Here is a 19927-nt window from a genome sequence, read left to right on the forward strand (position 1 = left end):
CCATGGAGATGGTATGAAAGCTGGTGTAAATGCTGTGATCAAAACAGAAAAGCTGCCCATCAAATTGTGGCTTGATGAAGGCCAGATGGAGGAGGGTGCGCTGGAACAGGCACGCAACCTTGCCAACCTGCCTTTTGCCTTCAGTCATATTGCCATTATGCCCGACACTCACCAAGGGTATGGCATGCCGATTGGTGCCGTTCTTGCCACTTAGGGCGCCATCATACCCAACGCTGTTGGTGTCGATATCGGCTGTGGTATGTGCGCTTTACGAACCAGCCTGACAGATATCGCAACAGACGACCTGAAAGAGGTCATCAAAATCATCCGCGATACCGTACCCGTGGGCTTCAATCATCACACTGAGCGCCAAGACGAAGCCTGGATGCCCGAGAGAAAGGGCGAGCTTCCCATTGTCGCACAAGAGTACGAAAGCGCCTTGTATCAGATTGGCACTCTGGGAAGCGGCAACCACTTCATAGAAATACAGAAGGGATCGGATGGCTATATCTGGATTATGGTCCACTCCGGCTCTCGCAACCTCGGTTTCACAGTCGCCAATCATTACGACGATGTGGCGCAGCGCCTGAATCGGGACGCTGGCGAGGATGTATCCCGGGGCTTGGCCTTCCTCCCGGAATCATCAGAGTATTTTGATCTGTATTGGCGCGAAATGAACTACTGCCTTGAATTTGCGCTTGCCAACAGAAAACTCATGATGGAGCGGGTCGAGGCAGCTTTCATGGAGGTTCTGCCCGAGGTGGAGTTTGCCGATTTCATCAACAAGCCCCATAACTTCGCTTCTGAAGAAGAACACTTTGGTGAGACAGTTATCGTGCACCGCAAAGGTGCGACACGGGCCCGAAAAGGCGAGTGGGGCATGATTCCGGGATCGCAGGGCACCCGTTCGTTTCTGGTAAAAGGCAAAGGGGAGCCAATGTCCTTCGAATCCTGCTCCCATGGCGCTGGCAGAATCATGAGTCGGTCACAAGCCCGCAAAACGCTTGATCTGAAAGAGGAAGTAAAGGCCCTCAAGGATCGCGGGATCTTGCATGCTATTCGCAATCGTAAAGATCTGGATGAGGCGCCTGGTTCATATAAGGATATTGATGAAGTGATGAGAAATCAGACCGGCCTTGTTGAAGTGCAAATCGAACTGCGCCCATTGGCGGTCGTCAAAGGTTAGCTCCCCTTTTCAGCAGCACCTGACTGGTCATGGATAATACCGACGCGACATTTACCTCCGTCTGCTATATTGAAGTAACTGGCTCTTGTTAATTAAGTTACTGAAAATTGGGAGATTAAGATGGATCGACTAAAAGGTAAGGTCGCTATTGTTACTGGTGCAGCCCAAGGAATGGGAGCGTCCCACGCCCGTGTTTTTATAAGAGAGGGCGCAAGAGTTGTTTTGACCGATTTGAATGAAGACAAGGGGCAGGCCCTCGCATCGGAACTGGGCAAAAATGCTCTGTTCGTGAAGCAGAATGTAACCAGCGAGTCGGATTGGGCAGAGGTTGTCAGAGCAACCGAGGAACACTTTGGACCAGTTGATATCCTGGTGAATAATGCCGGCATAACAATGGCGAAATCCCTTTTGGATACATCTCTGGAAGATTACCGCCGCATTCTGGATATTAACCAGGTATCTGTGTTCTTGGGGATGAAAATGGTTGTTCCCTCAATGCAAAAGGCAGGCGGTGGCTCTATCGTCAATGTGTCTTCAATAAATGGTTTGGTGGGCGGAGCCATTGGTTATACGGATTCCAAGTTTGCTGTCCGTGGTATGACTAAAGCTGCTGCCCTGGAGTGCGCATCCTTTGGAATCAGAGTGAATTCTGTGCACCCGGGCGTAATTGAAACTCCGATGATTATGCAGGGCGATACAAAAGCGGCTGTTGAAGAATTTGCGAAGTCTATTCCCTTAAAACGCTTGGCCAAGTCTGAAGAAGTCTCAAGCCTGGTACTGTATTTGGCATCAGATGAGTCAAGCTACTCCACAGGCTCTGAGTTTGTAGTGGATGGCGGGGTAACCGCTCAGTAAAGATCCGAATGGATTGTTCGAACTGGTACGGGCGACCCCGCCCGGCCAGCGTTTTGAACTTGCAGGAGGTTTTTATATGTACTACGTAGACATGCCAAGCGCCAAGGAAATTGGTGATCTCAACCTGGTTCGCACTGATGCGGCCATCTCGATTTACCTGCCGACCACGCCGCTCAGTCGTGAAGTTGAAGCCAGCCGAATCAATCTCGGCAACCTGGTGAAAAAAGCGTTGGGTCAACTGGAAGCCAAAGGCCTTGATAAGCGACGCATTGCGCTGTTACAGGAACAGTTTGACGATTTGGCGGCCGATCTGGATTTCTGGAGCCATCAGGCAAACAGTCTGGCGATTCTCGCTACGCCGGAGTCACTGCATACCTACCGGATGGCCAACAAGCTAAAAGATATCGTTGAGGTATCTGATCGTTTCCATCTAAAGCCATTGCTGCGCGCGGTTACTTTCCCGCATACGGCACATATCCTCGCCCTTTCCGAGAATGCGGTGAGACTGATCGAAGTGTCAGCAGACTTACCGGCGAGAGAAGTTACCGTGGCGGACATGCCGGAAGATCTCACAGCCGTAGTGGGTGATGCGACCATCAAGAATTACACAGGTACCGGACACAGGCATGGCGCCCAGGAGCACGGCTCTTATCTGGCGCGCTATGTGCGCAGGATTAACAGTGTGTTGCGCCCCGTGCTTATGCGCTCGGACCGTCCGCTCATTCTGGCCGCTGCAAAACCGCTGGAGGCACTGTTTCGCTCTTTGAGTGCCATTCCGGCCCTGCCTGATGCCATTGCTGGTAACCCTGAACACTTGAGCAATGCGGAGTTGGCAGCAGCTGCAAGGCCAGTATTGGATGCCCACTATGCAGGTCAGATAAAGGATTTCCACCGCTTGTTTGAGGAGCGTGCCGGGCAGAACCGATCAACCACGGACATCTCCGATGCAGCCCGGTTGGCAACGTTTGGTGGAATCGACCGTTTGCTCATTGATATCGACAGTGTGGTCGATGGCTTTGTTGATGATGAAACCGGTGAAGTTGATTTTGGCTCTCACGAAGACGCCACCAGCTATGGGATAATTGACGAAATTGCTGGCCGGGCACTTCGTTCAGGTGCCAAGGTGATGGCAGTGCGTAAGGACGATATTCCGGGCCGCCACGATCTGGCGGTAATTTCACGCTATCCGATTTGATGTTTTTATGAAGGATGTTTCGACAACCCGGGTTGCAGCGTTGCAGGTAGACACTCGCATAGGTGACACGCAGTACAACCTGACACGCTGTAAGGCCTTGGTTGAAGAGGCCTGCCAGGCTGGAGCCCAGTGGATTGCATTGCCGGAGTTCTTTAATACCGGCGTGTCCTGGCAGCCCTCACTTGTTAGCGCAATTGAGGGTGAAAACGGCCCCTCTGCACACTTACTGCAAACTCTTTCCTCCCGGCACAACCTTGTGCTGGGAGGTTCTTTTTTGTGTCGGCTAAAGGATGGCAGTGTACGCAACCGATACCAGTGTTATAACCGCGGTGAGCTAGTCGGGTATCACGACAAGGATTATCCAACCATGTGGGAGAGCGCCTTTTACGAAGGCGGTGATGCCGGAGATACTGGTGAGCTTGGTGTAATCGATGGTGTTCGAGTAGGCACGGCCGTGTGTTGGGAGTTTTTGCGTACAGCAACCTCCAGGCGTTTGCGAGGCAAGGTGGACGCCATCATTGGTGGCTCCCATTGGTGGAGCATTCCTGAAAACTGGCCGATCATCTATTCATGGCTGGAGCCAGCCAATCGTGAGAATAGCCTGAAAACAGTGCAAGACACCGCTCGCCTTGTGGGGGCGCCGGTTATTCATGGGTCGCACTGTAACGACTTCAGCTGCCCCATGCCGGGGTTACCCTTAACTTATCGCGGGCATCTCGAAGGCCAGGCCGCCGTTATTGATGGCCATGGCAAGCTTATTGCCCACCGAACATACGAGCAAGGCCCGGGGGTTGTGCTAGCTGACATCTGTATGCAGGCAGTTGAGCCTGCGGAGCCAGTACCTGATCGCTTCTGGTTGCGTCGGCGTGGGCTGATCCCGGCATTTTCATGGCATCTGCACGGAATGCTGGGGCGCCGCTGGTACCGGCAGCACGTTAAAGGCGGGCAACCCCATTCCTGACAACCTTTCCCCCTACGCTGCCTATCAGAAAGCACTGGCTTCCGGATTTAAAAACGACCCTGCCCAGGACCGGGCCGCCGTGAGTTTGCAGCGCTGCTATGAGCAGTTGCAGGCAGGTGAGCCCAATATTCTGGGTGTGTATCTTTGGGGGCCGGTGGGGCGCGGCAAAACCTGGTTGATGGATCGCTTCTATCAGGCCTTAACCGTGCCTGCCCGGAGGCAGCACTTCCACCATTTTATGCGCTGGGTGCATCAGCGCCTGTTTCAGTTGACCGGGCAGGAGGATCCTCTTCGTCTGCTCGCACAGGAATTGGCTGAAGAAACCCGGGTATTGTGCTTTGACGAGCTGTTTGTCAGCGATATAGGTGATGCGGTGTTGCTTGGAGGTCTGTTTCAGCATCTCTTTGCGCAAGGTTTGGTGCTGGTGGCTACGTCCAACCAGCCGCCCGACGATTTGTATAAGGATGGCTTTAACCGTGAGCGCTTGCTGCCTGCCATTGAGGCAATCAAGAAGCATGTGCAGGTGCTGAGTGTTGACGGAGGTGAAGACCACCGCCTCCATCCCGGAGAACTTCAGCAACGCTATTGGGTTAACCAGCCCCAGGCTCTGGAAGCGGCATTCATGGAGTTGCTGGGTGAGAATGAGCCGCCCATCAAAGAGCCTGTTGTTCTTGGGCACCGCGAGATCGAGGTAGTGCTGCGCAGTGAGCATCTGTTGTGGTGTCGTTATGACGATCTGTGCGAAGAGAAACTGGCATCCCAGGATTTTATCGATCTGTGTGATCGGTTCTCCCACGTCTTTTTAAGTGAGGTTCCACAGCTCGCCGGAGGCACTCTGCAAGCCGCCATTGCTCGTGGCACCGAAGATGGTGTAACCCAGGTAACGGCTGGGGATCGCAAGCTGGCTGCACTAACGCACCAGGATGATGGTGCACGACGATTCATCGCTTTGGTCGACGAATGTTACGACCGGGGCGTTCCGCTGTATCTTGATGCTGCTGTGCCTTTGGAGGAACTCTATAGCCAAGGGGCGCTCGCTTTTCCGTTCCGGCGCACATTGAGTCGCCTGACAGAAATGCAGCTGGAGCGTTTTGGCCAGTGAGGGAAATCTGCCAGACTGTGTTAAATTTAAAGACACAACAAAACGCATAACTGCCAACCTCCTCGGAACGCAAATAGTCATGCTCAGCGGTAGCCCATGAGAAAGAAAAGCGATAAAGGGCAAAGCGCCAGTCCGGTTGCTATGGCGAGCGACCAATATCTAAAAATTGTTGTGGACAGCACGCCCAATATGATGGGCTATTGGGGCGCTGATCTACGCTGCCGCTATGCCAATAATGCCTTCAGCGAGTGGTATGGAATACCGCCAAACGACGTGATTGGCATGCGCTTTCAGGATTTGGTCAGCGAGCAGCTGTATGCGCTGAATGAACCTCATATCCGATCCGTACTGGCTGGCCAACCCCAGCGTTTTGAGCGCACCCTCAAGAAGGCAGATGGCAGCCTTGGCCATATCATTGGCCACTATATTCCTGATTTTGATGGCGCGGGCGAGGTTAAAGGATTTTCCATTCAGGCCAGTGAAGTCACGGTACTCAAGGAGGTTGAGGCGAAACTCAAACTGGCAGCCTGTGTGTTCGAGAGCATGCCGGATGGGGTCCTGATTACTGATGTGCATGGAACCATCTTGTCTGTAAACCCGGGTTTTATTGAAATTACGGGCTATACAGCTGAAGAAGCTGTTGGCCAGACGCCTCACATTCTGCAGTCAAAACGTCACGACCAGGCCTTTTATGCCGCCATGTGGGAGGCGATAAAGGCAGATGGACGCTGGCATGGGGAAGTATGGAATCGCCGCAAAGATGGCGAGCTTTACCTGCAGCGCATGACGATTAGCATGGTGCCCGATACAACTGGTGAACCCATACGCTATGTGTCTGTATTCAGTGACATTACTGCGCTTTGGCGCAAAGATGAGCACATCAAACATCTGGCTTTTCACGACGCCTTGACAGACCTGCCGAATCGCACGTTGCTGATAGATCGAATCGATCAAAAGCTACTCCATGCTGAAAGGGACAAGAACCATTTTGCGTTGATGTTTCTGGATCTTGACGGGTTTAAGCTGGTTAACGATCAGCTTGGGCACAACGCGGGCGACGACCTGTTAAAAGATGTCGCCAAAAAGCTGCTTGCGCTGGTCCGTAGGTCCGATACCGTGGCCCGTGTTGGCGGTGATGAGTTCATATTTATCCTCAACAGCCCACAGCAAGAAAGTGAAATCTCCGATGTTGCCAGCCGGATTGTCAGCTCAATCAGTGCACCGATAGAGGTTCAAGGAAAGACATTCCAGATAGGTGTGTCCATAGGGGTTGCCATTTTCCCTGCGGATGGCCACACGGCTATAGATCTCATCAGAAATGCCGATACCGCCATGTATGCCGCCAAAAGCATGGGCAGGAACAATATTCGTTTCTTTTCCATGGGCTGATCGAACGAGCTTTTACTCCTATGACCTTATATTTCATTCAGGCATTTATCTATCTCCTGGCAGCCGTAATCGCAGTGCCATTAGCAAAACGCTTTGGTTTGGGGTCGGTACTGGGTTATCTGGTTGCTGGCGTGATGATTGGTCCGGTTATGGGGCTCGTGGGGCAGGAAACCAGCACCATTCAGCATTTTGCCGAATTTGGCGTTGTGATGATGTTGTTCCTGATTGGAATGGAGATTGACCCAAAGGCACTTTGGGCCATGAGAGTGCGCCTTTTGGGGCTTGGCGGTCTGCAGGTGCTACTGACGGCAGCAGCTGGCATGGCTGTGGCCTGGTGGCTTGGGCTTCCTTGGCAGACAGCGTTGACGGTGGGTCTTATTTTCTCAGTGTCGTCGACAGCCATTGTGCTGCAAACCCTCGAAGAGAAGGGTTTGTCGAAGACCGAAGGTGGGCGCAATGCTTTTTCAGTATTGCTGTTCCAGGACATTGCGGTAATTCCCATGCTGGCCTTGATCCCGCTTCTGGCGTTGTCCGGCCTGAAGGGTGATACCGGCACTTCGTTGGACACTGATGCTGGCCTTAGCCTGGTGGCTGGGTTGCCGGGCTGGGCGCATGCTCTGGTTGTTGTGGCTGCCGTTGCTGCGGTTATTGTTGGCGGTTACTACCTGAGCCGCCCGCTATTTCGTTATGTGGTGAAGTCCGGGATGCGTGAGGTGTTCACCGCCACGGCATTGATGCTGGTTATTGGTATTGCGGCACTCATGAGTGTTGTAAACCTCTCGCCGGCCCTGGGTGCCTTTCTGGCTGGAGTGGTGCTGGCCAATAGCGAGTTTCGCCATGAGCTGGAAGCCAATATCGAACCGTTCAAGGGCTTGTTGCTGGGTCTGTTCTTTATCACTGTGGGAGCAGGAATCAACTTCGAAGTGTTAGCTGCAGAATGGGGCACCGTTGTTTCTCTGGGCGTGGCCGTAATTGCCATCAAGGCACTTATCCTGCTTCTGCTTGCACAAATATTCGGAATTCGCAGCAGCAACGGCTGGTTGTTTACGCTCGGGTTGGCGCAGGCGGGTGAATTCGGGTTTGTGTTACTCACCTATAGCGTGCAAAACCATGTGATTCCGCCAGATATTTCTCAGGTTCTCTCGCTGGTAGTTGCGCTTTCCATGTTCCTTACGCCCTTGCTGTTTATCGTGTACGACCGCATTGTACTGCCACGGTACAGACGCTCCAGTAACAATGAACAGGACGCAGACACCATAGATGAGCAAGCTCCTGTGATTGTGGCCGGGGTAGGGCGGTTCGGGCAGATTGTCTGCCGGTTGCTGCGGGCTAACAATGTTCCCATTGTGGTGCTCGATCACGAACTTGAACAGATTGAAAATGTTCGCCAGATCAACATGAAGAGTTTTTTTGGCGATGCCAGTCGCCCGGATTTGCTGGAAAAAGCCGGTATCGAACAGGCGCGCTTGTTAGTGGTGGCAATTGATGACAGGGATCGCGCGGTGCAGATGGTAGAGCATGTAAAAAAGTATTTCCCGGGAGTCTGGGTGCTGGCCCGCGCTTTTGATCGCGGCCACGGATATCAGCTTCGGGTAGCGGGTGCTGATGATGTGATGAGCGAGACTTACTATTCTGCTCTGGAGCTTGGTGGTCATGCTCTTACGGCTATGGGGGTGCACCCGATGCGAGCCAAGCAGATGACCTGGGCATTTGTGGAAAATGAAAAGGCCCACGAAGCTGAGTTATTTGAGGCATGGAAAGAAATCGAGCAGGGGATTAACTTCAGCCCGCGCTACGGTGAGTTGTTCATGAAGCTTGAAGAGGCGTTAAGCAATACCATGCACCGGGATTGGCAGGCGCCAAAGCCTGAGGATGTCCCGGTCTGGGTCCCGCCTGAACATCACTGATTAACGCTTGAAGCTTTGGCCTATTTGGGCCGGTGCATCTGAAACTTGTTCGCAGCGCCAACGGTAAAGTAGTCTGCTGGCCCTCCGCCACGCATGACCGGTTCTGCGGCAGCGGTATCGTAAATACCATTTATCAGCAGATGCTGTGCGATATGCACGCCGACCACTTCACCGAATACCATCCAGGTTTCGACTTTTTCGCCATCGACACCGGCAAGCTGAACCACCTGAGTGACCCGGCATTCAAGAGATACCGGGCTTTCTGCCACACGAGGCACCGAGATAATCCTGGAAGGCTTTGGCGTGAGGCCGGAAAGCGCAAACTCATCCACTTCCGGCCCGACAGCCGCGCAGCTCTGGTTCATGGCTTCGCTTAGCTGAAGGGTAACCAGGTTCCAGCAAAACTCGCGGGTATCTTCAGCATTACGGACAGAGTCCTTGTAACCGATGCTGGAAAAACCGACGATGGGCGGATGGTAGTTGAAGGCGTTGAAAAAGCTGTAGGGTGCAAGATTTAGCACTCCATCACGGCTCCTGGACGATATCCAGCCTATGGGGCGCGGTGCTACCAGAGCGTTGAATGGGTCATGAGCAAGGCCGTGCCCGTTAGATGGTTCGTAGAAGTGAATTTTATCGGGCATAAAATGCTCCTGAGAAATGGCATGCCGGTAATATACGCTCACTGCCGCATGCTTGCGAAACCTGACAATACACATCACCAAAGGAACCTTCGTGATGTCCTCTTCCACATCCGATTTCAATCGGTTGCCCGCCCTTGTCGCGATTGCTATCGGGATTGCAATCTGGTTTATCCCAACGCCGGAAGGCGTTTCGGCTCAGGGCTGGCTTATGCTGGCCATATTTGTAGCAACGATTGCAGCCATTATCGGCAAGGCCATGCCTATTGGCGCCATTTCAATTGTTGCAATTACGGTCGTGGCCGTTAGCGGCGTTACCAGCGACAACCCCGGCACGTCGATGCGCAATGCCTTGGGCAGCTTCAGTAATTCGCTGATCTGGTTGATAGCCATAGCCATCATGATTTCCCGGGGGTTGATAAAAACCGGGTTGGGCGAGCGTATTGGCTACTATTTTATTGCCGTTTTTGGCAAAAGAACCCTTGGTATTGGTTACGGACTGGCCCTTTCGGAATTGGTGATCGCACCGGTTACGCCCAGCAATACCGCAAGGGGGGGCGCGATTATTCACCCGATCATGTTGTCCATTGCTCAGAGCTATGGCTGTACGCCAGACAAGGAAAATACCAATAAGATTGGCAAGTACCTGGCATTGGTCAATTACCACGGCAATCCCATCACTTCCGCAATGTTTATTACTGCTACTGCGCCCAACCCGCTGACGGTCAAGTTGATTGCCGATGCTACCGGTTCTGCAATCAGCCTGAGCTGGACAACCTGGGCGCTGGCCATGTTGCTGCCTGGCCTCGTCGCCATCGCGTTAATGCCCCTGGTTATCTATCTGATGTACCCTCCAGAGATCAAGGCCACTCCCGACGCAGTCAGTTTCGCCCGGGAGCGCTTGGCGAGGCTCGGTAAATTGACCCGCGATGAAGGCATAATGCTGGGGGTTTTTGTTATTTTGCTGTTGCTGTGGGCAGACATACCGGCCTTGATTTTCGGTGCCGCGTTCAAGCTGAACGCAACCACCACTGCTTTCGTGGGGCTGTCGATTCTTTTGGTCACCGGCGTATTGAACTGGAAGGATGCGCTATCTGAAAAGAGCGCCTGGGATACGCTGGTCTGGTTTGGTGCTTTGGTGATGATGGCCACCCAGTTGAACGAACTGGGTGTTATTGCGTGGTTCTCTGAGGAAATTCAGGAGGGCATAGTCAGCACCGGCCTGGCTTGGCCGGCCTCTACCGCGATTCTGGTTCTGGTGTTTCTGTATTCCCACTACTTTTTTGCCAGCACCACGGCTCATATCACTGCCATGATGGGGGCCTTTCTGGTGGTTGGCCTGGGCCTCGGCGCGCCGCCCATGGCCTTTGTTCTGATGATGGCTGCTACTTCCTCCATCATGATGACCCTGACCCATTACGCTACTGGTACATCACCGGTTATATTCGGTTCCGGTTATGTGAGCCTGAGCGAATGGTGGAAAGCCGGGTTCGTAATGAGCCTGGTGAATCTGACCATCTGGGTGGTGGTTGGCGGGCTTTGGTGGAAACTGCTGGGGTACTGGTGAGTTGGCTACAATGAAATTTCCGATCGTTACCGTAACCCTGGTTTCAGCAGCGCTGCTATTCGTTTTGTGGGATCAAACCCGCGAGCAACCACAAGCTGTTGATGCCAGCCGGTTTACCAACCTTCAGGCGAATCCCGTAAAACTCAGCACAACCGTGGATTGGCTGATTACCCAGCTGCCTTCGCTGTGTGAGCAAGCGACAGGCAAGGCTGAGGGAACTGACGCCAACGCCAGCTGTGTTAAGCAGGCAAAAACACGCACCTCAACATGCCGGCGTAGCATTTACGACGGCTTTCCGAGCGTTGTAGCGTCAGAGGCCGCTTTTCGGGATGTGTCGATTACGCTGATTAACTGCCTTGTTCAGGATGCGTCACCTTAGCACCACCGGCACTCGGTGGTATCCACCCACTGGCGCCACTTCCCGTTCTGGTGGCTCGCCTGGCACCAAATCTATTGCCTGTACTGATGTGAGTATGGTTTGCAGCGCGATGCGCAATTCCCAGGTCGCTAGCAGTCTGCCTGGGCACACGTGCTTGCCGGCTCCATAGAGCAGGTTATTTGCTGCGTTGCCTTGAGGATCAAACCGGCTGTTGTCGAAGACAGATTCATCGCGGTTGGCGGAGGTCCAGTTCAGTTTTACCCGGGCGCCGGCGGGGATATCCCGGCCACCGATATGAACGGGGCAGGTGGTTACTCTCCGGTTGGATACAAACGGGTTGTCGAGGCGAAGTATTTCATCGATGATCGCTTCTGCTTCTGTATTGGAAGCTCCTCGTATCCTCTCAACAAGATCGGGTTGTTGGGCCAGGTGGGCGATGAGTACGCCAACACACAGAGCGATCGAACCCAGATCTCCGCCTGTCCAGTTGCGCAGAATTGATACCAGTTCTGGCTCTGTCAGTGGGCGCCCATTTACCGTCTCGCGGCACAATCTTGTAGTCAGATCGTCCGGGGCGCTTGCACCGGCAGCACGCCGCGGCTGGATAACCGAACGAATAATCTCATCAAACTGTTCGGCTACTTCTGCCATTAATGTATTGTCGCCAGAGCGGGTAGCGGCATGGTTTTCCTTCATCCAGGCCAGCAGTTTTGGTTCCAGTTCTGCAGGCCATCCCAGCCAGGCGCACTGGGCACGAACGGCAAACACGGCACCTATGTCATTTACGGCGTCCAGCACTTTACCTTTGGGCAGCTCTGCTACCAACTGATGTGCGACGCGTGTGAAAACCGGAACGAATGGCTCCACCGCTTCCCGGGTAAGATATCGCTCGATCACGTTTCGGTAGAGCGTGTGTTCCTCTCCATCAAGCCCGTTCGGAACTTGCAGGTAGCGAGACACCTGGCTGGAAAATCGCTCATGATCCAGAGCAGCGGCCAAAACGTCGGCATGCCTTAGCAGCACCCATTCGCCTTTGATGTTTCGCACGACAGGATGTTTGGGGCGCAGTTCATCGGTGTAGGCCCTCAAATCACGGCCAGCTGCGGACAAATCATCCGGCATGTGGTCTGTCATATTGACTCCTTTTCCATCAACAATAGCTTGCCTGATCAGCATACCCGCAATTGCTCAAATCAAAAATGCGAAAGGACAAGAGCAGCCAGGCGCTGCGCCAATTGCAGGAAACCTGCGTGGGCTAACGGCCAAAATTATCACTGTGTTTGCAGGAGTGACTTCAGTGCCAATACAGCCGCTTTGATTTCGCACTCGCTGGCGCTGGCAAAGCCCATCACCAGACCGCTTCTCGTGTCCTCCCCGATAAAATGAACGCTCAAGGGTGTGCTGCCAAACCCTTTGGCTCTGAGTTGTTGGCTGATGTCGGCGTCGTCGAAGTCGCCCTCCAGAACCAGGTGCATGCCGGCACTCTCCGCTACAGGCGTTACCAACCCATCCAGTTGCTCTAGCACAAGCTTTTGGAAGTACGTCCATTTCTCCTTGTAGAGCTGCCGCATGCGGCGCAGGTGGCGGGTGAACTGCCCGCTTGTAATGAATTCCGCAATGGTCGCCTGGGTGAGCAGCGGTGTTTCACCGCCGGTAACCCGTTTGGCCCACAGGAACGCCTCCACCATGGATTCGGGCACAACCAGATAGCCAACTCGCAAGCCGGGAAGCAGGGTTTTACTGAAGCTGCCAACGTACAAAACGGGGGTGTTGTCGAAGAGCCCCTGAATGGCGGCGAAGGGTTTGTTGTGGAAGTGGAATTCGCTGTCGTAGTCGTCTTCTACAATCCAGGTCTGATTACACTGTGCCCACTGAACCAGGGCCATACGCTGCGCAATATCCAGAATTCCGCCCATGGGATATTGGTGGGTAGGTGTGCAAAACAACAATTTGGCTGAGCCCATATCCGCAAGTGCCTCCACATCCAGCACCTGGCCTTTCAAGGGCACGGGCAATAACGGATTGCCATAACGCCCCAGGGCATAACGGGCGCCGCGATAGCCTGGGTTCTCACAGAAAACGCGGTCACCAACTTGAAGCAGTACATCTGCAATCAAAGACAGTGCCTGCTGCGCACCGTTGGTAATGATGATTTGATGCTCATGGCAGCGCACCCCGCGAGACTCCCGCACATAGTCTGCGACAGCTTGCCTCAGAGGTTGGTAGCCTTGAATGCAGTCGTACCCTCTGAGCAGTCTGCGGCTTTCCTGATGATGCAGGATCCGGTTCCAGCTGCGGATCGGGAAGGCGTCCAGATCTGGCAGGCCCGGCTGGAAGGGCAGGTTGGCGTCTTCCCCTAGTCGCATACTGTGTCTCGGCACGATGGGTAGCGGTGGCAACGGCTCAGCATTGCATGGTAAGTGCGAGACCGCCTGGTCGGGCTTGTTCAGGCTGGCGCGGATGTCATCGTTAACGAACACCCCTTTGCCCGGACGGCTCAGCAGAAAGCCTTCTGATTTAAGCTGGTCGTAAACCGCATTCACGGTGTTTCTGCTCACCCCGATATCTGTTGCCAGCTGCCTGCTTGATGGCAGTTGGCTGCCGGGAAGGTAGCGCTGGTCTATGATGCGTTGGGACAGTTGTCGATAGAGCTGTTGTTGCAACGGTGTGGCTGAATCCAGCTGAATATCGTTTATCACTTTAACTGGCCCTATTGAAAATCATAATGTGGATCTTTTGATGGTATCAGATGTTTTCTTTAATAGCGGGGTACTTAACGAAAGGAACCTGTGATGTCTTTGAAGGAAACCGACCCAGCCGCAATGTCTTCCCTTTCCTGTTGCCCGCGCAGCCGGGTGAAGCGCGCTACGAAACGTGCGAGCTATGAGCGCTCGGAAGCTTACGCTCTGATCGACCGCTTAAAGACGGCCCATGTTGGGTTTGTGGAGGAGGGGGAGCCCAGAATTATCCCGCTTACGGCCTGGCGCCTGGGGGATGATCTTTATCTCCATAGCTTGAACGGTGGTCGCTTGTGCAAGCAGCTGGAATCCGGTGCGCAGCTTTGTATTTCGTTTGCGGTAACCGAGGAGTGGGTGATGAGTAAATCGGCCTATCACCATAGCGCAAACTACTCATCGCTGGTGCTGTTCGGAAAGGCCCGGCGAGTGCTGGATGAGGCGGCATTCGACGAGGCGTTCAAGGCTATTATCAACCAGCTTTCGCCGGGGCGATGGGATCAGGTTCGCGCGCCCAGTGTTAAAGAGCGTAAAGCCACCGCGCTGTTTCGTGTGCCCATTGAAGAGGGAGCTTTCAAAAGCCGAACCGGTGGGCCTAACGAGGAGCCGGAAGATATGGCGCTGCCTGTATGGCATGGCACGCAGGCGGTTTAAGTTTCAGTATTTCTCTAATCCGCTATATAACCTGTCTTGCAAGCATGCTAAAAGATGGCCGTCTCGGTGGCGGCCTTGCTCAAGAGCGAATAGCCCCTCTATTAATTCATCAGGGTTTCAGCATGTCTGACAAGTTTTTCTTCAAAGGCCGGCAGGATGCACGGCAGCATCATACGGCCTATGGCGGCTTCAAAACCAACGCCAGTCAAAAAAGCGGAAGCAAGAAGTTTCCTCTGCAGCTGGTTGTAACCAGCGAGGCGCGCAAGCAAGAGGTTGAGGCGCTGGTGGCAGAAGCGCAGCTGCATGCGAACATTACCATCGATTCCCGCGAAGGTGCTGTCGAATCCATAGCCGAGCTTACCGCTATCCTGAATAAGGGTGGTACCGTAACTCAGCCCAAGATGCCGTCTCGGAATGATCCCTGCAGTTGCGGCAGTGGGAAAAAGTTCAAAAAGTGCTGTGCCTGATACACAGATAACTTTAGCTACCGAAAAAGGAGTGCCCATGCTTATTTGTGGTGTTGAGCTCAGTGGAAGCGACGCCGTTGTGTGTTTGCTGAGTCTGGATGGTGGGCAGTTCACCCTGCCTGAGAGCAATGTTCGCAGGATCACCCTGAAGAAGAACCACACTCGCAGGGATCTGCAGGAATTTCAGGCGTCTTTTGCGAAATTTCTGGCAGAGCACGATGTGAAAAAAGTGGCTATCAAAGAGCGCATGCCCAAAGGCAAGTTTGCCGGTGGTGCCATCAGTTTCAAAATGGAAGCGGCTCTTCAGTTGATGCCAGAGGCGGATGTTGAGGTGGAACTGCTTTCATCTGCAACCATCAAAGCGACACTGTCTGCCAAGCCGATGCCCATTCCTTTTGCAGCGACGGGATTGAAGGTGTTCCAGGAAGCCGCATTTGTTGCGGCTTATGTAGGGCATCTGGCGAAGTAACCAGGTTCTTTATACTTCGCCGGATGCTTCAGGCAATTACTGTGCAGTTGTAACGTACTTCAGAATCTCGACCACCTGCTCGGGAGTTTGCGCCCACGCCATGGCGGATGCGTCTACTTCTTTCAGCGGGTGAATAATGTCGTCGTTGTGAAGAGTAACGTAGGGCGTGCCCATAGCCGCGCAGAAGCCGGCATCAAAGGCTGCGTTCCATTGCTTGTACTTGTCACCAAAACGAATCACTGCCAAATCGCATTGTTCCAACAGGGTTTTGGTGCGAATGCCGTTTACCTTGGATGACTGGTGATCACGCCAGAATGCCACTTCCGGCTTGCCCAGCATGTCGCCGGCTGCATCGCTGGCTTCGTGGTTGGTAACAGGCGCAGTAAATTCCACCGGCAACCCGGCAGCTTCTGCCCCAGCCTGAATTTGTTCACGCCAATCAGTGTGAATTTCGCCAGAGAGATACACAGTCCAGATCATGGAGTTCTCCTAAGTAAAATGGGTAGGGGTGGGTTTGAATCTGCGAGACCCTATCATAGCCCAGCGCTCTACAGAATCTCAGCCCGGTTAATCCCTATCGTCATCGGTTACTTTCGCCAGCTCGGCTCGGGTCTTCAGCCGCCCCTCGCGGCGAATCTCGGCGTTCTCAAAACGCTGTCGCTGTTTAGCGGTTTCCGGAATAACGGCAGGAACATCTGCGGGCCTGTCGTTCTCGTCGAGGGCTACGAAGGTGAAAAAGGCAGAGAGGATATGTCGTGTTTCGCCGGTGTAACTGTTCTCCGCCACAACCTTGGCGCCGATTTCCATAGATGAGCCCCAACTGCGATTCAGAGCTAAACTGAACAGCAAGGTATCGTTGCCTTTCGCCGGGGCGCGGAAGTGGATGGAGTCCACCGCTGCGGTCACACAAACACAGGTTGAATGACGCTCGGCAACCACCAGAGCCAGGCGGTCGCATTTTGCCATGATCATTCCGCCGAATACGGTTTCGTGGGAGTTCATGTCATTGGGGAAAACCTTGTACACGTGCTTCTCAATGGCAGAAGCAGATACGGGCTTGGATGGCTTGTCAGGCATAAGATCCTTTCTCGATAATGGTATTAAGCTAAGGTTTATAGTGAGGCTATTCATAAGGGTACTACACCCTCTACGAAAGCGCGGGGCTGAGCTTGTATTTCCAGCGTTTGCGCCAATCATATATAACCAGAGAACAACGTTTAATCAGATGCGAGGAGTTCAATGGACTTCAAAGACTATTACGCCGTGCTTGGTGTGAGCGAGTCTGCCTCCCCCGAGGAAATCAAAAAATCCTACCGGAAACTGGCCCGGAAATATCACCCGGATGTCAGTAAAGAAGACAACGCCGACGAGAAGTTCAAAGATCTTGGCGAAGCCTACGAAGTACTGAAAGACCCGGAAAAGCGCGCGGAGTACGACCAGCTGCGAAAATACGGCGCGCAGGCCGATGGCTCTTTCCAGCCACCTCCCGGTTGGCAGAGTGCCTCGGGGTTTGGTGGTGGTGGATACACTGATGCCGACTCCCGACAGTTCAGCGATTTTTTTGAGCAGATGTTTGGCGGTGGGCCTGGCCCTGGTGCTGGAGGTTTCCGGCAGAACATGCGCATGCGTGGTGAGGACGTTCATGCACGGTTGGCGCTGTTCCTTGAGGAAGTGTTTAATGGAACCGAAAAGCAGGTTTCCTTTGCAGTGCATGAAGCCGACGAGCATGGCCGTGTTATAGCGCGACAGAAAACACTGAATGTAAAAATCCCCGCCGGAATGCGCGAAGGGCAGCATTTGCGCCTGAAAGGCCAAGGGTCCCCTGGCTTTGGTGGTGCAGCACCTGGTGACTTGCTGATAGAGATTGAATTGGCTCCGCACCCACTGTTCAGCGTTGAGGGGCGGGATGTTGTTGTAACTGTGCCGGTGGCACCATGGGAAGCGGCGCTCGGTGCTACAATCACTGTGCCCACTGTAGGCTCAAAGGTGAATGTGAAAGTGCCCAAGGGAACCTCCTCGGGGCGAAAGCTCCGCCTGAAAGGCAAGGGGCTGCCAGGCAAGCATCCGGGCGATCAGATTATTATTCTGCAGATTGTGATACCGGAACAGCATTCTGCAGAGGCTGAAAAGCTATACGAGCAGCTTGCCGAGGCGGAAAAAGCATTCAACCCACGCAGCAAACTCCATCTGTGAAGGGGAGAGTAAAGGATGAGTGATAGAAGCAGTATTCTGACTGTTGAAGTAATGGACTCCGATGGCAGCACCTTTACCCTTCACGAAGTGTGCGAGCGAGGTGAGTGTCACGCTGAGTTTGTCATCAAACTGGTGAGCTACGGCATTATTGCGCCGGTGGAGCCAGCGGCAGAGGCGCGCCAATGGCTGTTTGATGTGGCGGCACTCGCCCGGCTGCATAAAGCCAGGCGTTTGCAGCGTGATCTGAAGATGAACCTGCCGGGCCTTGCGATGTCACTGGAACTCCTTGATGAGGTTCAGGAGATGCGACGCGAAGTAGAGCGCCTCAGCCGACAGTTGCAGCAGCTGACGGAGGAATAGTGTGGCGCGTTTATAAACTCTGGATTACCGGTTTTCGTCGAGAGCCCTGATCTCGGCGTAAATCCTTTCTGCCTCCTCTGTCAGGGTGCCATGGCTCCTTAAGTCCCCATTGCGCTGCGCATGCAGCGCTTTGGTCAACTTGGCTTCATACGCTTTCTGCAGCTTTTTCCTCGGATCACCTTTTAAAAAACCCAGCATTTTCCCGTCTCGCTTTTCTGGTTCGTGGTCATAACTTTACGCAGATTCTGTCTGAAAGTTCATAAATTATCCGTGTCTGTTGCTGGACAAAATTGATTAGTGGGATTAAATTCCCAATTATAAATTTGGGAAAATAATCCCATTAATTGATTGGGCGATTGAAAATTGATTGCCAGAGCCTATAAGCAGCCCGGAGAAGTACGATGAAACACAACTTATTAGCGACCGCCGTAAAGTTAGCTCTGACCGGAGCCCTCGCGGGCTCACTTGCAGCCTGCGGTGGTAGCTCAGGCGGCTCGGATTCTGCCGGCGTATCATCCGGCACCAGTGTTGGCCCGGTTTCCGGCTTTGGAAGCGTATTCGTAAATGGAACAAAGTTCAGTACCGATGGCACTGTTAAGAGCAATGACGGCATTGAGCGTGAAGATCAGCTAGAGAAGGGCATGATCCTGAAAGTTCGGGGTGATTGGAGCGGCCATGGTGAGGGTAAAGCAAGAACTGTCTCCTACGATGACACCTTGCGTGGACCGGTTACCTCTATGACCTGGGATGCTGCTAGTCGCACAGGTAAAATCGTAATGCTTGGTCAGACGGTCGTTGTGGATGGCCGCACGGTATTTCGGGGCGCAACGCCGGGCTTTCTGGAAAGTAACGCCACCGGGTATCGGGTTCGCATTAGTGGCTGGCGCACCGCAGAAGGTGAATTCCGCGCAAGTTTTGTGGGCGCAAGGGCCGATGGTGTGGAATTTGATGGCGCCAATGATGTTGAAATAGAAGGGGTTGTGAAAGATCTCGATACATCTGCTCAAACCTTCACCATCAACGGCTTTTTAATCGACTACGAGCGTGCGAAGCCGGAAGACGGTTTCGCTTTGGAAGATCTGGCCAACGGCATGGTTGTGGAAGTAGAAGGTGCCTTATCTGCTGATAATAAAACGCTTCTGGCAACTGAAATTAGTGATGAAAGCGATTGGCTTGGCGGTGAAGATGACGACGTAGAGATTTCCGGTGAACTTTATGACTACGACGAAGCAGGCCAGCTGTTCTACATCAACGGCGTGTTGGTGCAGATAACCACCAACGCCGAGTTTGACGATATTCGCAAATCCGACCTGAAAAACGGTGTGCACGTGGAGGTTGAGGGCGAGTACCGCGATGGCGTTTTGTATGCTGAGGAAATCGAAGGCCAGGAAGCAGATGTTGAGCTTGAAGGTTTTGTTGAGTCCATCGATCTTGAGAATGAAACACTCATGGTCAGTGGGGTGAAGGTTCAGCTCACCACCAGCACTCTGATCGACGAAGGCGATGACAACGAACGGCGCAGTCGGGTTCGGGATATTCAAAGCTTCAAGGCAGGGGATTTTCTGGAAGTGGAAGGCTACCAGCGCAGCGACGATGGCGGCTATCTGGAAGCAGTGAGCGTGAAGTATGAAAGTGGAGACCCAAGTGGCTGCGCAGAACTGGAAGCCCGTGTCTCTGTGACTGATCCGGGTTCAATCCGCGTTATGAACCTGGAAATTCTACCAGGCGCATACAGCCTTGCTGGTTTGGATCTCGATGAAGAGGTTGAGCTTGAGTATTGCCCAACAGGCGCTGGCGAGTACGATTTGAGCGGCAGCCCTGAGCAGTAGGTCCCCAACTGTGTTTCTGGCTATTAGCGCCAATATGGGAA

Annotated in this window: 20 protein-coding genes and 1 pseudogene; 15 read left to right on the forward strand and 6 right to left on the reverse strand. The window is 53.5% G+C overall.

Annotated elements, in window-relative coordinates; genetic code table 11:
• Positions 1 to 85: 85 nt before the first annotated feature.
• The 7 genes and pseudogenes from FFI61_RS00845 (at position 86) to FFI61_RS00875 (ending at position 8595) form a co-directional block, all read left to right on the forward strand.
• A pseudogene (locus tag FFI61_RS00845) lies at positions 86 to 1186 on the forward strand (RtcB family protein).
• A 120-nt stretch (positions 1187 to 1306) separates the two neighbouring features.
• On the forward strand, positions 1307 to 2041 hold the full coding sequence (locus FFI61_RS00850; RefSeq protein ID WP_200368957.1) for a glucose 1-dehydrogenase: 735 nt from the start codon (positions 1307 to 1309) through the stop codon (positions 2039 to 2041).
• Positions 2042 to 2117: 76 nt separating this feature from the next.
• The gene (locus FFI61_RS00855; RefSeq protein ID WP_200368958.1) at positions 2118 to 3236 is read left to right on the forward strand and encodes a hypothetical protein; all 1119 of its coding nucleotides are present in this window, start codon (positions 2118 to 2120) and stop codon (positions 3234 to 3236) included.
• A gap of 7 nt (positions 3237 to 3243) precedes the next feature.
• Positions 3244 to 4197 (forward strand): carbon-nitrogen hydrolase family protein, encoded by a 954-nt coding sequence (locus FFI61_RS00860; RefSeq protein WP_200202755.1) that lies wholly within the window; start codon positions 3244 to 3246, stop codon positions 4195 to 4197.
• Positions 4190 to 5299 (forward strand): cell division protein ZapE, encoded by a 1110-nt coding sequence (gene zapE / locus FFI61_RS00865; RefSeq protein WP_200202793.1) that lies wholly within the window; start codon positions 4190 to 4192, stop codon positions 5297 to 5299. Before FFI61_RS00860 ends, zapE begins: the two co-directional genes overlap by 8 nt.
• A 96-nt stretch (positions 5300 to 5395) precedes the next feature.
• Positions 5396 to 6688 carry a diguanylate cyclase domain-containing protein gene (locus tag FFI61_RS00870; protein WP_200368959.1) on the forward strand — a complete coding sequence of 431 codons (1293 nt, stop codon included), beginning with the start codon at positions 5396 to 5398 and terminating at the stop codon, positions 6686 to 6688.
• Positions 6689 to 6708: 20 nt separating this feature from the next.
• Positions 6709 to 8595, forward strand: a complete 1887-nt coding sequence (locus tag FFI61_RS00875) for a monovalent cation:proton antiporter-2 (CPA2) family protein (RefSeq protein ID WP_200202753.1) — start codon at positions 6709 to 6711, stop codon at positions 8593 to 8595.
• A 20-nt stretch (positions 8596 to 8615) separates the two neighbouring features.
• Here the strand turns inward: FFI61_RS00875 and FFI61_RS00880 are convergent, their stop codons facing one another.
• The gene (locus FFI61_RS00880) at positions 8616 to 9236 is read right to left on the reverse strand and encodes a flavin reductase family protein (RefSeq protein ID WP_200368960.1); all 621 of its coding nucleotides are present in this window, start codon (positions 9234 to 9236) and stop codon (positions 8616 to 8618) included.
• A gap of 94 nt (positions 9237 to 9330) precedes the next feature.
• Here FFI61_RS00880 and FFI61_RS00885 point away from each other — a divergent pair, with 94 nt between their 5' ends.
• Positions 9331 to 10800: an anion permease gene (locus tag FFI61_RS00885; protein ID WP_200368961.1), complete on the forward strand. Its 1470-nt coding sequence runs from the start codon at positions 9331 to 9333 to the stop codon at positions 10798 to 10800.
• Positions 10801 to 10810: 10 nt separating this feature from the next.
• Entirely contained in the window at positions 10811 to 11179 is a 369-nt protein-coding gene (locus FFI61_RS00890) for a hypothetical protein (RefSeq protein WP_200368962.1), read from the forward strand.
• Here FFI61_RS00890 and FFI61_RS00895 read toward each other — a convergent pair.
• Together FFI61_RS00895 and FFI61_RS00900 are read right to left on the reverse strand one after the other, a co-directional pair.
• The gene (locus FFI61_RS00895; RefSeq protein ID WP_200368963.1) at positions 11171 to 12313 is read right to left on the reverse strand and encodes a cytochrome P450; all 1143 of its coding nucleotides are present in this window, start codon (positions 12311 to 12313) and stop codon (positions 11171 to 11173) included. The two genes, FFI61_RS00890 and FFI61_RS00895, sit on opposite strands and share 9 nt — an antisense overlap.
• A gap of 137 nt (positions 12314 to 12450) precedes the next feature.
• On the reverse strand, positions 12451 to 13878 hold the full coding sequence (locus FFI61_RS00900; RefSeq protein WP_200368964.1) for a PLP-dependent aminotransferase family protein: 1428 nt from the start codon (positions 13876 to 13878) through the stop codon (positions 12451 to 12453).
• Positions 13879 to 13971: 93 nt separating this feature from the next.
• Here FFI61_RS00900 and FFI61_RS00905 point away from each other — a divergent pair, with 93 nt between their 5' ends.
• From FFI61_RS00905 to FFI61_RS00915, 3 genes are all read left to right on the forward strand, one after another.
• Positions 13972 to 14568: a pyridoxamine 5'-phosphate oxidase family protein gene (locus FFI61_RS00905; RefSeq protein ID WP_200368965.1), complete on the forward strand. Its 597-nt coding sequence runs from the start codon at positions 13972 to 13974 to the stop codon at positions 14566 to 14568.
• A gap of 122 nt (positions 14569 to 14690) precedes the next feature.
• A complete protein-coding gene (locus FFI61_RS00910) occupies positions 14691 to 15035 on the forward strand; it encodes a PBPRA1643 family SWIM/SEC-C metal-binding motif protein (protein WP_200202746.1) in 345 nt (114 codons plus the stop codon).
• Between the two features lie 37 nt (positions 15036 to 15072).
• Positions 15073 to 15504, forward strand: coding sequence for a DUF3010 family protein (locus FFI61_RS00915; RefSeq protein WP_200368966.1), 432 nt, complete (start codon positions 15073 to 15075; stop codon positions 15502 to 15504).
• A 36-nt stretch (positions 15505 to 15540) separates the two neighbouring features.
• Here FFI61_RS00915 and FFI61_RS00920 read toward each other — a convergent pair whose 3' ends face one another.
• On the reverse strand, positions 15541 to 15984 hold the full coding sequence (locus FFI61_RS00920) for a YtoQ family protein (RefSeq protein ID WP_144775306.1): 444 nt from the start codon (positions 15982 to 15984) through the stop codon (positions 15541 to 15543).
• A gap of 87 nt (positions 15985 to 16071) precedes the next feature.
• Positions 16072 to 16581, reverse strand: coding sequence for an acyl-CoA thioesterase (locus tag FFI61_RS00925; RefSeq protein WP_200202744.1), 510 nt, complete (start codon positions 16579 to 16581; stop codon positions 16072 to 16074).
• A 162-nt stretch (positions 16582 to 16743) separates the two neighbouring features.
• On the opposite strand from FFI61_RS00925, the gene FFI61_RS00930 reads away from it, so the two are divergent.
• Together FFI61_RS00930 and FFI61_RS00935 are read left to right on the forward strand one after the other, a co-directional pair.
• The gene (locus FFI61_RS00930) at positions 16744 to 17697 is read left to right on the forward strand and encodes a DnaJ C-terminal domain-containing protein (RefSeq protein WP_200202743.1); all 954 of its coding nucleotides are present in this window, start codon (positions 16744 to 16746) and stop codon (positions 17695 to 17697) included.
• Positions 17698 to 17712: 15 nt separating this feature from the next.
• Positions 17713 to 18057, forward strand: coding sequence for a chaperone modulator CbpM (locus tag FFI61_RS00935; RefSeq protein ID WP_200202742.1), 345 nt, complete (start codon positions 17713 to 17715; stop codon positions 18055 to 18057).
• Positions 18058 to 18081: 24 nt separating this feature from the next.
• On the opposite strand, the gene FFI61_RS00940 is transcribed toward FFI61_RS00935, so the two are convergent.
• Entirely contained in the window at positions 18082 to 18255 is a 174-nt protein-coding gene (locus FFI61_RS00940; protein ID WP_200202741.1) for a DUF6435 family protein, read from the reverse strand.
• 203 nt (positions 18256 to 18458) lie between these two features.
• Between FFI61_RS00940 and FFI61_RS00945 the strand changes: the two genes are divergently transcribed.
• On the forward strand, positions 18459 to 19886 hold the full coding sequence (locus FFI61_RS00945; RefSeq protein WP_200368967.1) for a DUF5666 domain-containing protein: 1428 nt from the start codon (positions 18459 to 18461) through the stop codon (positions 19884 to 19886).
• Positions 19887 to 19927 lie beyond the last annotated feature (41 nt).

The organism is Marinobacter sp. DY40_1A1, from assembly GCF_016597815.1.
Taxonomy (GTDB): Bacteria; Pseudomonadota; Gammaproteobacteria; order Pseudomonadales; family Oleiphilaceae; genus Marinobacter; species Marinobacter xiaoshiensis.

Excerpts from the sequence above, each read along its gene's own strand:
- FFI61_RS00850 (WP_200368957.1), top strand. The coding sequence starts at position 1,307 with ATGGATCGACTAAAAGGTAAGGTCGCTATTGTTACTGGTGCAGCCCAA.
- FFI61_RS00875 (WP_200202753.1), top strand. The coding sequence starts at position 6,709 with ATGACCTTATATTTCATTCAGGCATTTATCTATCTCCTGGCAGCCGTA.
- FFI61_RS00940 (WP_200202741.1), bottom strand. The coding sequence starts at position 18,255 with ATGCTGGGTTTTTTAAAAGGTGATCCGAGGAAAAAGCTGCAGAAAGCG.
- FFI61_RS00935 (WP_200202742.1), top strand. The coding sequence starts at position 17,713 with ATGAGTGATAGAAGCAGTATTCTGACTGTTGAAGTAATGGACTCCGAT.
- FFI61_RS00915 (WP_200368966.1), top strand. The coding sequence starts at position 15,073 with ATGCTTATTTGTGGTGTTGAGCTCAGTGGAAGCGACGCCGTTGTGTGT.
- FFI61_RS00855 (WP_200368958.1), top strand. The coding sequence starts at position 2,118 with ATGTACTACGTAGACATGCCAAGCGCCAAGGAAATTGGTGATCTCAAC.
- FFI61_RS00885 (WP_200368961.1), top strand. The coding sequence starts at position 9,331 with ATGTCCTCTTCCACATCCGATTTCAATCGGTTGCCCGCCCTTGTCGCG.
- FFI61_RS00925 (WP_200202744.1), bottom strand. The coding sequence starts at position 16,581 with ATGCCTGACAAGCCATCCAAGCCCGTATCTGCTTCTGCCATTGAGAAG.
- FFI61_RS00910 (WP_200202746.1), top strand. The coding sequence starts at position 14,691 with ATGTCTGACAAGTTTTTCTTCAAAGGCCGGCAGGATGCACGGCAGCAT.
- FFI61_RS00930 (WP_200202743.1), top strand. The coding sequence starts at position 16,744 with ATGGACTTCAAAGACTATTACGCCGTGCTTGGTGTGAGCGAGTCTGCC.
- FFI61_RS00880 (WP_200368960.1), bottom strand. The coding sequence starts at position 9,236 with ATGCCCGATAAAATTCACTTCTACGAACCATCTAACGGGCACGGCCTT.
- FFI61_RS00895 (WP_200368963.1), bottom strand. The coding sequence starts at position 12,313 with ATGACAGACCACATGCCGGATGATTTGTCCGCAGCTGGCCGTGATTTG.
- FFI61_RS00905 (WP_200368965.1), top strand. The coding sequence starts at position 13,972 with ATGTCTTTGAAGGAAACCGACCCAGCCGCAATGTCTTCCCTTTCCTGT.
- FFI61_RS00870 (WP_200368959.1), top strand. The coding sequence starts at position 5,396 with ATGAGAAAGAAAAGCGATAAAGGGCAAAGCGCCAGTCCGGTTGCTATG.
- FFI61_RS00860 (WP_200202755.1), top strand. The coding sequence starts at position 3,244 with ATGAAGGATGTTTCGACAACCCGGGTTGCAGCGTTGCAGGTAGACACT.
- FFI61_RS00920 (WP_144775306.1), bottom strand. The coding sequence starts at position 15,984 with ATGATCTGGACTGTGTATCTCTCTGGCGAAATTCACACTGATTGGCGT.
- FFI61_RS00890 (WP_200368962.1), top strand. The coding sequence starts at position 10,811 with ATGAAATTTCCGATCGTTACCGTAACCCTGGTTTCAGCAGCGCTGCTA.
- FFI61_RS00945 (WP_200368967.1), top strand. The coding sequence starts at position 18,459 with ATGAAACACAACTTATTAGCGACCGCCGTAAAGTTAGCTCTGACCGGA.